General features: G+C 73.4%; 10 protein-coding genes. 1 reads left to right on the top strand and 9 read right to left on the bottom strand.

Translation table 11 applies throughout. From position 1 onward, the window contains the following. Positions 1 to 118 precede the first annotated feature (118 nt). Together ACQEVZ_RS57390 and ACQEVZ_RS57395 are read right to left on the bottom strand one after the other, a co-directional pair. Complete coding sequence (locus ACQEVZ_RS57390) at positions 119 to 2,398, bottom strand: HEAT repeat domain-containing protein (RefSeq protein WP_433384880.1); 2,280 nt, start codon at positions 2,396 to 2,398, stop codon at positions 119 to 121. Between the two features lie 8 nt (positions 2,399 to 2,406). Then, positions 2,407 to 3,699: an FAD-binding oxidoreductase gene (locus ACQEVZ_RS57395; RefSeq protein WP_433384883.1), complete on the bottom strand. Its 1,293-nt coding sequence runs from the start codon at positions 3,697 to 3,699 to the stop codon at positions 2,407 to 2,409. Between the two features lie 46 nt (positions 3,700 to 3,745). Here ACQEVZ_RS57395 and ACQEVZ_RS57400 point away from each other — a divergent pair, with 46 nt between their 5' ends. Beyond that, a complete protein-coding gene (locus ACQEVZ_RS57400; protein WP_433384886.1) occupies positions 3,746 to 5,131 on the top strand; it encodes a PLP-dependent aminotransferase family protein in 1,386 nt (461 codons plus the stop codon). A gap of 13 nt (positions 5,132 to 5,144) precedes the next feature. Here the strand turns inward: ACQEVZ_RS57400 and ACQEVZ_RS57405 are convergent, their stop codons facing one another. The 7 genes from ACQEVZ_RS57405 to ACQEVZ_RS57435 form a co-directional block, all read right to left on the bottom strand. Beyond that, the gene (locus tag ACQEVZ_RS57405; RefSeq protein WP_344504705.1) at positions 5,145 to 6,185 is read right to left on the bottom strand and encodes a LacI family DNA-binding transcriptional regulator; all 1,041 of its coding nucleotides are present in this window, start codon (positions 6,183 to 6,185) and stop codon (positions 5,145 to 5,147) included. Between the two features lie 96 nt (positions 6,186 to 6,281). Further along, positions 6,282 to 7,583 (bottom strand): DUF1996 domain-containing protein, encoded by a 1,302-nt coding sequence (locus ACQEVZ_RS57410; protein ID WP_344504704.1) that lies wholly within the window; start codon positions 7,581 to 7,583, stop codon positions 6,282 to 6,284. After that, on the bottom strand, positions 7,580 to 9,688 hold the full coding sequence (locus tag ACQEVZ_RS57415; protein WP_433384890.1) for a discoidin domain-containing protein: 2,109 nt from the start codon (positions 9,686 to 9,688) through the stop codon (positions 7,580 to 7,582). Before ACQEVZ_RS57415 ends, ACQEVZ_RS57410 begins: the two co-directional genes overlap by 4 nt. Before the next feature lie 291 nt (positions 9,689 to 9,979). After that, positions 9,980 to 10,540: a GNAT family N-acetyltransferase gene (locus ACQEVZ_RS57420; protein WP_433384893.1), complete on the bottom strand. Its 561-nt coding sequence runs from the start codon at positions 10,538 to 10,540 to the stop codon at positions 9,980 to 9,982. Then, on the bottom strand, positions 10,537 to 11,382 hold the full coding sequence (locus tag ACQEVZ_RS57425) for a hypothetical protein (protein ID WP_433384896.1): 846 nt from the start codon (positions 11,380 to 11,382) through the stop codon (positions 10,537 to 10,539). Before ACQEVZ_RS57425 ends, ACQEVZ_RS57420 begins: the two co-directional genes overlap by 4 nt. Further along, on the bottom strand, positions 11,379 to 11,879 hold the full coding sequence (locus ACQEVZ_RS57430; protein ID WP_433384899.1) for a SigE family RNA polymerase sigma factor: 501 nt from the start codon (positions 11,877 to 11,879) through the stop codon (positions 11,379 to 11,381). Before ACQEVZ_RS57430 ends, ACQEVZ_RS57425 begins: the two co-directional genes overlap by 4 nt. Before the next feature lie 31 nt (positions 11,880 to 11,910). Continuing rightward, positions 11,911 to 12,291, bottom strand: coding sequence for a MerR family transcriptional regulator (locus ACQEVZ_RS57435; protein WP_354890983.1), 381 nt, complete (start codon positions 12,289 to 12,291; stop codon positions 11,911 to 11,913). Between the last annotated feature and the right edge of the window lie 44 nt (positions 12,292 to 12,335).

Below are 12,335 nucleotides of genomic sequence, written 5' to 3' on the forward strand. Positions count from 1 at the left end.
ACGGGGCTCCGGGGACCTGCCCTTACGCAACCTCCGCCGCGTGGCCACCGGCACGGCCGGTGGCCCGTCGTGTCCGGCGCCTGCCACGCCCTGCTACCGACCGCTGCCGTCCACCACGTCAACCGCCGTCGGCAGCCGTGAGCACCTCGCGCGGCGCCGGCCCGCCATGGATGCGGTGGACGGCGGACCTGACGGTGGCGACCGCATGCTGGTCCCAGCTGACCGGGTCGTGCCGCGGCCCGTCGGTGCCCGGCCTGCGGTCCCGGTCAAGGAACGCGACCATCGCCGGGACCGCCGGCGCCGCCGCCGGACCGATGTCGGCCAGACACCCGACGACCGTCCCGTGGCCGGCCCCGAACAGCGGCGCCCACGGAACCCCGTCAACAAGCTCGGTCAGGACCGGCAGCGCGCCGGACGCGTCCGCGGTGCACCGCCAGAGGGCGTTCGCTGCCTCGGCCCGGGCCCACTCGAAGGAGTCGGTGAGTCTGCCGCGGATCACCGCCTCGTGCCCCGCGGCGGCGGGACCCATGTCCGCGAGCAGCGACAGCGCCGTCACGTCGGCCAGTGGGACGGCGGCGAGCCGGGCGAGGGCCGCCGCGGTCGCGCTGGTCTCCTCACCGGTGATCCGCCACCGCGCCCAGAGCAGGGTGCCGAGGGAGTCCGGCGCCGCTCCGGCGGCGAGCCGATCCAACGCAAGCACCACGACGCCGGCAGCAAGCCGATCCAGTGCAGGCACCACGACGCCGGCGGCAAGCCGATCCGGCGCAGGCACCGCGATGCCGGCGGCAAGCCGATCCAACGCGGGCACCGCGACGCCGGCCGCCGGCCCGATCCTGCCGAGCGCCGTGGCCACGGCCTTGTGCCCGGACGCATGGCCGGCCGTCCGGTCGAACTCCGCGTCGCCGAGCAGGCGGGCGAGCGCTTCGGCGGCGCCCGCGGCGTCCTCCCGCCAGCTGGACAGCCCGGCGACGAGGTCCTGCCGGACGTGCCGCCAGCCGTCGGTGTCGCCGGCGGTGAGCCGGTGCACGACCGCGGGCAGCAGCGCGGCCGCGTGCGGCCGCATCAGGTCCAGCAGCCGCTGTGGCGTCCTGTCCATCCAGATCCACCCTTCCGGCAGCGCGCAGGTGCCGGCGGTGAGCAGGTCGATCAGCGGCGCGACCGCGCGGGCGTCGCCGCGGTGGGCGAGGGTGAGCGCGGCCCATCCCCGCAGCTCCGGGTCGTCGTCGTGGTCGAGCACGGTCGCGACCCGGTCGGCGACCCGGTCCGGGACGGCGCCGCACCGCGCGAGGCGCGAGCCGGCCGCCGACCGCACCGCGCGGCTCGGGTGGTGGAGACACTCCGCGAGCAGCTCGAGCATCGCCCCCGTCCCGTCCCGCCACATCCTGACCTGCCGTGCCGCCGCCTCGCACGCCGACACCACGACCGCCGGATCCTCGTGCGTCGTCAGCGCCGCCGTGAACCGTCCGGCCGCCTCGCGCCCCTCCGCCGCCGGCCGGCCCACCGGATCCGGCCGCAGCGGGAACTCGTGCGTGTCACCGAGCAACGCCACGAGCCACGTGCCCATGCCGTGGTCCAGCTGCTGGCTCACCCATGGCACCCGCCGCATCCAGGCCTCCGCGGCGCCGGCCCCGGCCAGCAGCAGCCGCAGCAGCGGCTCCGGCGGCGCCGCCGGAGCCGCTGACAGCCAGGCGAGCCCGGCCGCGAACCGCACGTCGAGCGGATGGACCTCGCCGCCCCACAGGTCCCCGGCCCAGGCGACGACCTCCGCAGCGTCGCCGTGGTCGAGGGCCAGCTGCGCGACGGCCAGCACCAGGCAGATCCGCACCACCGGGTCGGCCTCCACCGCCAGCCGCCCGCGCAGTGCCGCCGCCACCTCGGGCGAGCCGGCCGGTGGCACCGTGGCCAGCGCAAACGCCGCCGCCGACCGGTTGCCGGGACCGGCGTCGTCGAGCAACGGCAGCAGCGAAGGCACGCCGGCGAGCACGGCGGCGCGGGCCGCCTCGGGTGACAGGTCGCCGAAACTGTCGCCGTCGTCGGCGGCCCGGAGCAGGTCGGAACGCAAGGCCTGCCCCGACCGGTCGGAGCGGACGGCCTGAGCCGCCAGCAGCAGCAGACCCTCCCGGCCGTGGACGCCCGGACCGGCCGCCGCACGGATCAGGAACGGCACCGCCAGCGCCGCCGGCGCGCTGCTGCCACCCTGATGGCACACCCTGTTCCCCAGCGTGGCGAGGCTGCGCTCAGCCGTCTCCGGATCGGGGTCCAGCAGGCCCCGCAGCAGCGCCGGCACATCATCGGCCCTGCCATAGAAGTGCTCGAACCCGGCCCAGTCGACGTCGTCGGGCGTCGGGGAGGGAAGGGCGAGCAGCGCGGTCATCGCTTCCCGCACGTCGGGTGTCATGCCGGTCATCATGCCGGCGGGGTACGACAAAAACGGGCGGCAGACGGCGGGATGTTCTGGTTCAGGTGGAAGACGTTGTCCGGGTCGTAGCGGTCCTTCAGCGCGGTCAGCCGGGCCAGCTTCGCCGGCGGGTACGCCCGGCGCACCCCCGCCGCGCCCTCATCCCCCAGCGAGTTGACGTAGACGCCGCCGGCGAAGGGCTCGAGCAGCGCCGCCGCGGCCCGTGCCGCGGCCCGGCGGGCGCCGTCCTGAGCGGGGTCGGTCCACGAGGAGCCGGCGCCGAACTCGAACATGGTGTCGCGGTGGCCGAACGCGGTGGCGTCCTCGGCGACGTCGGCGATGGCGCCGCCGTACCCCTGCATGCCCGTGCCGCAGTGCTCGCCGGCGGCGATGAAGGCGTCGACCGCCGCGTCGGGCATCGACTTGAGGTAGTGCGAGCGCCCGTACCGGCGCAGCGCGTGCCGGCCCGAGCTGTCCTCGCGGCGCTGCAGTTGCAGGTACGACATGGGCTGCCGCGTCACGGCGCCACCCTGGAGGAACGCCGGGGAGAAGGAACCCGGACCCACCCAGACATAGCCGAGGGTCAGGGTGCCGGGGGCGCTCCACGCGGTGAACGTCGCCTGCCGCGGCGCGGTGAGATGCTCGTCGCGCCAGCGGCGCATCGCCGCGTGCCGGGCGGCGCCGGTGAACGTCGCCTCCACGACGAGCGCCTCGGTGCCCGTGTCGTGCAGCGCGAACTCGAACCCGGTGACGATCCCGAAGTTGCCGCCGCCGCCCTTCAGCCCCCAGAACAGCTCCCCGTCGGTGACCCGCTCGACGGTTCCGTCCGCCGTGACGAGCTCGTAGGAGACGACGTTGTCGCAGGCGAGCCCGTGCTGCCGGGCGAGCCAGCCCATGCCGCCGCCGAGCGTGAGGCCGCCGACGCCGGTGTGCGACACGTTGCCCGCCGTGGTGGCCAGGCCGTAGCGCTGCGCCGCGTCGTCGAGGGCGCCCAGCAGCGCCCCGCCCTGCACGTACGCGCGGCGCCGGGCCGGGTCGACGCTCGCCCGCCCCATCGGCGTCAGGTCGATCATCAGGCCGCCGTCGGTGACGCCGAACCCGGCCGCGCTGTGCCCGCCGCACCGTACCGAGATCTCCAGGTCCCGCTCGCGGGCGACCCGGACCGCGCCGGCCACGTCCTGGACCGTCCGGCACCGCACGATCATCGCGGGCCGGCGGTCGAACATCGCGTTCCACACCTGCCGGGCGTCGTCGTAACCGGGGTCGCCGGGCCGGAGCACCTCTGCTGTCCCTGTCGTCATGCGTCGAGCTTCCCGCCGATTGGACCCCGCGGTAAGGTCCGTTCTTGTGGCTCGTGAGAGGACCAATCCGGAGCTGCTCGTCGCGCTCGACCCCGCCGGCGGGCCGCTGCACCGCCAGCTGGAGACGGCGATCAGGACGGGCATCCGCGGCGGCCGGCTCGCCGTGGGCAGCGCGCTGCCGTCCAGCCGGGCGCTCGCCGCGTCGCTCGGTGTCTCCCGTGGGGTCGTCGTCACGGCGTACGAGCAGCTGACCGCCGAGGGGTACCTGACCAGCCGGTCCGGCGGGTACACCACGATCGCCACCGGACCGGCTCCCACGGCCGCGCCGCCACGCCAGGTCGAGCCGCCGGCCCGGATCAGCTTCGGCTACGGGCGCACCGACGTGTCGCGCTTCCCCCGCGCCGCGTGGCTGCGCTCCGTCCGGCGGGTGCTGACGACCGCGCCCACCGACCGGCTCGGCTACACCAGCGGCCAGGGCACCCCCGAGCTGCGGGCCGCCCTCGCCGACTACCTCAACCGGGTCCGTGGCACCGACGCCCGCCCCGAGACGATCGTCATCTGCGGCGGCTACGCCCAGGCGGCGAACCTGCTGATCCAGGTGCTCCGCGCGGCCGGCGCCACCCGCCTCGCCGTCGAGGACCCGTCCTCCGACGACGACGCCCGCGCCCTGGCGCTGGCCTCCGGCATGACCGTGACCGGCGTCCCCGTCGGCCCCGACGGTGTCGACGTCACGGCCCTCGCGGGGGTGGCCGCCGACGCGCTCGTGCTGACCCCGTCGCACCAGTGGCCGACCGGCGGCGTCCTGCCCGCCGCCGCCCGCGCCGCCGTCATCCGGTGGGCCGCCACCGGCGCGCTGGTCATCGAGGACGACTACGACGCCGAGTACCGCTACGACCGGGCCGCCGTCGGCGCCATGCAGGGCCTCGCCCCGGACCGCGTCGCGTACGTCGGCTCCGCCAGCAAGACCCTCGCGCCCGGCCTGCGGCTCGGCTGGATGGTCCTGCCGCCGCACCTCGTCGCCCCGGTCGTCGAGGCGAAGGTGCTCGCCGACCGCGGCTCCCCGGCGATCGACCAGCTGACCTTCGCGGACTTCCTCGTCGGCGGCGAGTTCGACCGGCACCTGCGGCGGATGCGCCCCCTGTACCGGCGCCGCCGCGACACCCTGCTGACCGCCCTCGCCAGGCACCTGCCCCGGCTCCGCCCCGTCGGGATCGCCGCCGGCCAGCACCTCGTCGCGTGGCTCCCACCCGGCCTGCCGGAGGAAGCGGTGGAGGCCGCCGCGCTGGCGCGAGGGCTCACCGTGTACGGCGTCGGCCGCTTCCGCCTGGCCCCCGGCCCGCCGGGCCTGCTGTTCGGCTACGGCCACCTCTCCGAGCCCGCCATCGAGGAGGGCGTCACCATCCTCGCCGCCGCCCTGTCCGACCTGACCTGACGGCCCGCGCGGGTCAGGCGGAGGCGCGGAGGATCAGCTCCGGGTTGAAGATGACCGAGCGCGGGGAGCGGCCGGGTTCGCGGATCCGGGTGAGCAGGAGCTGGGCCATCTCGCCGGCCATCTCCTCGACGGGCTGGCGGACGGTGCTCAGCTGGGGGTGGCACTCGAGGGCGGCGGTGCTGTCGTCGAAGCCGATGACCGCGACGTCGTCCGGGACGGTGCGGCCGGACTCCTGGATGACGCGGAGCGCACCGTCGGCCATCAGGTCGTTGGCGACGAAGATGCCGTCGACGTCGGGGTGGGAGGCCAGCAACGCACGGGCGGCGCGCTCGCCGCCGCCGCGGGTAAAGTCGCCCTCCACGTGGGGGGCGTCGGCCTGGCCGTGGGCGGCGACGGCGGCGTGGAAGCCGGCGAGGCGGTCCTGGGCGGCGGGCATGTCGAGGGGGCCGGTGATGGTGGCGATGCAGCGGCGGCCCAGGGCGGCCAGGCGGTCCACGGCGAGCCGGACGCCGGCACGCTGGTCGACGTCGACGAAGCTGGTGTGGACGGGCCGGCCGGGCCGGCACGACAGGACACAGGGCACGCCGAGGTCGACGAGCTGGCTCGGGAGCGGGTCGTCGACGTGGCTGGAGATGAGCAGGGCGCCGTCGACGTGCCCCTGCCGCAGATACCGCATGACGTGCTCGCGGGCCGGCGGGTCGGCCAGGAAGATGACCAGGTGGATGCCGAGCGGGCGGAGCACCTCCTGCGCCCCCGCGGTGACCCGGCCCAGGTAGGGGTCGGTGAACGTACGGGTGAGGAACGGCGTCTCGTAGCCGCGGTTCTCCGGCTCCGACACCACGAGCGCGATCGAGTCGGTGCGGCGGGTGACGAGCGAGCGGGCGGCGAGGTTGGGCACGTAGCCCGTCGCGGCGATCGCCCGCTCGACGGTGCGCCGCAGCTCAGGGTCGACGGTCTGCACCCCGTTGATCACGCGGGAGACCGTGGCGCGGGAGACCCCGGCGTAGTTGGCGACCTGTTCCAGCGTCGGTGGTCGCGTGTCGCTGCCCGTCATGGTTCTCACGGTAGATCGTGCCCCCGCGCGGTGGGAAAAGGGAGCCGTGGATGGACGGCGCTTGCGTCTCGTCCATCCACGGCCAGATTCAGAAACTTACGCGGTGCCGTTGGCGCCGCACTTGACTTTCAGGCGGATGCAGTACGCGACCCGGCGCTCCATCTCGGCCTGCGGCCAGGCGTTGAAGAAGTCGCCGTGCATCGTGAACCCGGCACCCGAGCTGAGCCGGATCCTCGACGGGTCACCGTTCACCGGGTACCGCAGGACCTGCCGCAGCTTGGGCACCGGCACCGGGTGGGTGGACGGGCAGGCGCCGTTGACGGGGTAGGCCATGTGGCTCTTGTGGTCGGCGGAGTCGAGGTCGCGGCCGTTCCAGCACTGCGGGAAGTCGAGGTACGACTCCAGCATCGAGTCGGCCGGGCAGTTGATGAAGTCCTTCCCCGCGCCGGACTCGTTGTGGTGCAGGCAGGACCAGCGGGAGATGGTGGTCGCGTCGGGTGCCGTCGCCTTCGCGTTGCCGGCGACGATCCGCAGCCCGAAGGGCAGCGGCTGGGTCTGCTCCCGCACGGCGTCGCTGACGCCTTCACCGAGGTAGTAGAAGGTGGTGATCACCGGCTCCTTCGCGACCCCGTCCTGGTACAGGGTGGGCACCCAGTACGAGGACTTGTCGACGGCCGGGTTGCAGTTGCTCGGGCCGTTGGCGAGGTCGTTGACCGTCGAGTTGCCGTTGGTGACGGTGCTGCCGAAGAAGCTGTGCATGTGCGACGCGCCGGGCAGGCCGGGGAAGACGATCGGGTCGTCCGGCAGCCGGTGGCTGAACGGGCAGTCGGCGAGGAACTCCGCGACCCGGACCGCGCCCGGCGGGATGGTGGTCGGGTTGTTCGTCGGCGTGCTGCCGCCGGTCCCGAACACCTGGAACTCCCACAGCGACACGCCGTACTGCGTGGCCCGCCGGGTCGTGTTCAGCTTCACGTACCGGCCGGAGCCGGACACGTTCAGCGTCTGCACGCCGCCGGTGCCGTTGACGGTGGTGTTGATCGTCGTCCACGAGGTGCCGTTGGCCGACGTCTGGATGGTGAAGTCGCGGGCGTACGCGGCCTCCCAGTTGATTACCACGCTGGTGATCGTGGCGGGCGCGCCCAGGTCGACCTGCAGCCACTGCGGGTCGCTGAACGCGCTCGACCACCGGGTGCCCCCGTTGCCGTCCACCGCGTTCGCGGCGGCGGCGCCCCCGTTCTCCACGGACGACGCCGTGACCGGCTTCCCTTGGGAAATCGGGATCTCAGCGGCGTCCGCGGAGAACGCACGGACCGAAGCGTACGTGCCAACCAGTGCGGTGAGCGCCAGCCCGATCAGGAACTTCCTGGTCAGGCCCCTCCCCAGGACCCGGGCGCTCACTTGTAGACCCGCACGTAGTCGACGTACATCCGGGACGGGAACGGCGTGGTGGCGTCGATCGGGCCCGGGAAGTCACCGCCGACCGCGAGGTTGAGGATCAGGTAGAACTGGTGGTCGTACACCCACGGGCCGCGGGTCGTCTCGACCGTGTCCTTGTCGGCGACCAGGATGACCTGGTTGTCGACGCGGAAGGTCATGTGCTTGCTGTCCCACTCGGTCGAGTAGACGTGGTAGTCCAGCGACAGGTCGACCGTGGAGATCTTCTGGCCGTAGCCGCCACCGCCGTTGTAGGCCGGCGCGTGCAGCGTCGAGTAGATCTCGTTGGTGTTCTTGCCGAGGATCTCCATGATGTCGATCTCGCCGTTGTACGGCCAGGGGCGGCCGGTCAGGAAGTCGGTGCCCATCATCCAGAACGCGGGCCAGAGGCCGTTGCCCTTCGGGACCTTGATCCGGGCCTCGACCCGGCCGTACTGGGTGGAGAACTTGTTGCTGGTGTTGATCCGGCCCGAGGTGTAGTCGCGGCCGCCGAGGGTCTGCTTGCGGGCCTCGATGACCAGCGAGCCGCCCTGGATGCTGGTGTTCTCCAGGTTCGTGTAGTACTGGATCTCACCGTTCTGGCCGGTGCCGGGGTCGATCGTCCACTTGGAGGTGTCGACGTTGGTGCCGGTGTTGAACTCGTCGGACCACACCAGGTTCGTCGCCGGGAAGATCGGGTCGGCGGGGTTCGCCGGCGGCTGGACCGGCTGGCCGCCGGTGCCGTACACCTTGAACTCCCACAGCGAGTAGCCGTAGCCGTTGGAGCGCTGCGTGCCGTACATGCGCACGTAGCGGCCGGTGCCGGTGACGTTCAGGGTCTCCTTGAAGCCCTTGCCCGTCGTGGTGTTGTAGATCGGCGTCCAGTTGGCGGCGTCGTTGGAGGTCTGGATCTGGTACGACACGGCGTACGCCGGGTCCCACTGCAGCACGACCTGCTTGATCTGCGCGGTCGCGCCGAGGTCGACGTAGATCCAGCCCGGGTCGACCCAGCCACCGGTCGGGTTCGTCGCCCAGCGGCTCGCCGGGTCGTTGTCGAACGCCTTGTCCGGCGTGCACGGGTTGCAGTTGCTGTCGTTCTGCGAGGTCGACGCGAAGCCCGGCTTCTTGTACGACAGCAGGACCGTGTTGCCGGGCGGCTGGCTCGGGCTCTGGCTCGGGCTGCTGCTCGGGGTGTCGTTCGTGGTGGGCGGCGCGCCCTGCACGCGGACCTGGACCTCCCACAGCGAGTAGCCCCACTGCGTGGCCCGCGCGGTGCCGTTGATGCGCACGTACCGGCCGGAGCCGGTGACGGTCAGGTCCTGCACGCCGCCGGTGCCGGTGGTCGTGCCGTAGATCTGCGTCCAGGTGGTGCCGTTGGTGGACGTCTGGATCTGGAACGCGGTCGCGTAGGCCGCCTCCCAGTTCAGGGTCACGCCGCAGATGGCCTGGGTGGTGCCGAGGTCGACCTGCAGCCACTGCGGGTCGGACGCGGCGCTGGACCAGCGGGTGCCGTTGTTGCCGTCGAACGCGGACGCGGCGGGCGTGCCGGCGTTCTCCGTCGAGGAGGCGGTGGCCGTCTTGCCCTGCGCCACGTTGGCGGTGCCGCAGCCGGACGGCGTGCTGCCGCCGTACACCTGGAACTCCCACAGCGACACGCCGTACTGCGTCGCCCGGGCGGTGGTGTTGACCCGCACGTAGCGGCCGGAGCCGTTGACGGTGAGGCTCTGGTTGCCGCCGGTGGAGGTCGTGGTGGCGTAGATCTGCGTCCAGGTCGTGCCGTTGGCGGAGGTCTGGATCTGGTACGCGGTGGCGTAGGCGGCTTCCCAGTTGAGCGCCACGCGGGTGATGGTCTGCGTGGAGCCCAGGTCGACCTGGATCCACTGCGGGTCGCTGAACGCGCTCGACCAGCGGGTGCCGGTGTTGCCGTCAGTCGCGTTGGAGGCGGGGGAGCCGGCGTTCTCCGTCGACGAGGCGGTGGTGGGCTTGCCCTGCGACAGCAGGGTCTCCGCGGCGTCGGCGCGGGTCACGACCAGCACGATGTAGGTGCACAGCATCGCGGCCACCGCGGTGGCGATGGCGCCGGTGCGCATGGCGCGCCGGCCGGTCGTAGATCGTGAGAGACGTCGATGGCCGGGGGCGGGTGCCGACCAAGGCATAGGGAGCTCCATTCGTGTCGCTCGGGTGACCAGTGTGTTACGGGGTGATGAGAGAGCGCTCTCTCATCCGGTCACTGTGGACCCTTGGTCGAGTCGTGTCAATGCTTCGGCGCGAATGGGAGAGCGCTCTCCAAACATCGACTACCAGCAGCTCACGGGCCGTCGACGCTGCGTGGAGTAGTGACGAACCCTGATATGCGTGGCGCGGGGAGCGCTCTCCCCAGGTCAGGCCTGCGGGCGGCGCATGATCCAGACCGGCAGCCGGCCGTCGACGGTCAGGTGCTCGACGACGTCGAATCCGGCGCGGCGGTACACCTCGACGTTGACGGGATTGGAGGTCTCCAGCAGCGCGGGCAGCCCGTCCTCCGCCGCCCGCCGCAGGGCCGGTGCCATCGCGGCCCGGGCGAGGCGCCGGCCGCGGTGCTCCGGGTGGCAGGCGAGGACCCCGAGGTACCAGCGCCGGTGCGTCGGCATCACGGCGGCGACGGCGTGCTCGTACACGGCGAACCGCCCGGTCGGCACGTGACCCGACGGCGGCGCGTCCGGCCCGTCCCACATCGCGACGGCCGCTCCCCCGTCGGCGACCCAGACGGTGCCGTGGCCGACCCGCGCGTCGAAGAGCCCGCCGGCGAGCGCCGCCGCGTCGCCTTCGAAGGTGGCGTCGTCCGGGTAGAAGAAGCGGAACGCGGGGTCGGCGGCGAACGCGGCGACGACGGTGGCGACCACCGCGTCCCGGTGCGCGGGGGTCGCCACCTCGATGACGGGCTGGGTCAGGGGTGTGGTCACGCCCAGGTCATACCACGCAGCACGGCGTCGAACCCGGATTTTCCGATCGCCGGATCGACGACCGTGATCGTGTACCAGACCTGGTGGTCGTCGGACCACCAGCCCGCCGACCGGTCGCCGGGACGGTCGTAGACGGCCGCCGTCCGGCTGCCGAGCCGCAGCGTGTGGTCGGGTTCCGAGAGGGTGACGCCCGGGCTCAGGCGGTAGGCACGCAGCGCCAGGTCCGGGCCGCCGAGCCGGGTGAAGCGCCACACCAGCACGCTGTGGAGCCGGACCGCCGGGAGCTCGGTCCAGCCGCCGGCCGCCAGGTCGGGCAGGTCCGCGGCGCGGACCAGGACCCGCGGCTCCAGGGGCTCCCGGCCGTCCACGATGCCCCGGCCGCCGACCGCCTGGGGCAGCTCGAACGTCCGCGACGCCGGCTGACTGTCGTCGCCGCAGCCGGCGTACGAGCCGGCGAGGTGCAGCGTGATCCGGTTGTCCGCCCACTCGACCCGGTCGTCCGCCGGGTCCCGCTCGACGCACTTGCCGGGCAGCGGCGCCGCGTACACGGTGATCCGGGTGCCGGAGCGGTCGATCCGCGCCACGTCCCACGGGACCTGCGGCACCCACGCCCGGCCCGTGGGCGCGGCCGGTCCGCCGGTGGGCACGTCGGGCGCCCCGCCGGTGGGCGCGGCGGCGAACCCCGCCAGCACCGCGAGGGCGGCGGCCACCACGGCCCCCGACCGGGCGATGCGACGCCGGCGGATCCGGCGGCGGATCCCGGCGTGCGGCGCCTGCAGCAGCGCCGGCGGCACCTCGGCGACCGCCCGTTCCAAGAGGTCGGTGACCTGCTCGTCGCTCATCGGCGCACCCCCTCGCTCAGCAGTGCCAGCAGTTGCGGATCGTTGCGCAGCGCCGCCAGGGCCCGGGCCGTGTGCGACTTGACGGTGCCGAGCTTCAGGCCGAGGGCGCGGGCCGTGTCGGTCTCGGTGAAGTCGCCGTGGAAGCGCAGCATCAGCACGGCCCGCTGCTGCCTCGGCAGCCGGGCGAGGGCACCGGCGAGCAGGTGGCGCAGCTCCACCTCCTCGAGCTCACCCCCGCCCGCCGGCAGCTCCGGCAGCCGCTCCGTCGGCAGCTCGCCGCGCCACTTGCGGCGCCACCAGCTCAGGTATGTGCTGGCGAGCATCGCCCGCAGGTACGCGTCCGGCGCGCCGTCGCGGATCCGCGGCCAGCGCCCGTACGCCCGGGCCAGGACGGTCTGCACCAGATCCTCGGCCCGGTGCCAGTCGTGCGTCAGCAGCCAAGCCGAGCGCAGCAGCCGCGGCCAGGCCGCGCTCACGTACGCCTCGAAGTCGTCCAACGGTCCCCTCCCCCGGGGCGGTCCCCTGCGGTCAACGACGCCGTCCCGGCGAAAGGTTGTCCTCCACCTTCTTGAGGTACGCGGCGATGGCGTCGCGGTTGCGCGCCAGGCACGCGATCCGCGCGTCCATCCTGTCGCGCTCGGCCGCCAGCAGCGCGATCAGCTCGTCGCTGGCGTCGGAGACCGTGATCGTGCACGGGTTGTCGGTGCACGGCAGCACCTCCCGGATGACCCGGGTCGGCAGGCCGGCGTCGAGCAGCCCACGGATCTGCTGCACCCGGTCGACGAGGTGTTCGGCGTAGTCGCGGTACCCGTTGTCCTTCCGCTCCGGCGTCAGCAGGCCCTGCTCCTCGTAGTAGCGCAGCAGGCGGGCCGGGATACCCGTCCGGCGGGACAACTCACCTATGCGCATGCTCACTCACCCTCGCGTTCCGCTTGACCTTCACATCAGTGTGA

This window comes from Dactylosporangium sp. CA-152071, assembly GCF_050936335.1.
In the GTDB taxonomy this organism is placed as follows: Bacteria; Actinomycetota; Actinomycetes; order Mycobacteriales; family Micromonosporaceae; genus Dactylosporangium; species Dactylosporangium maewongense.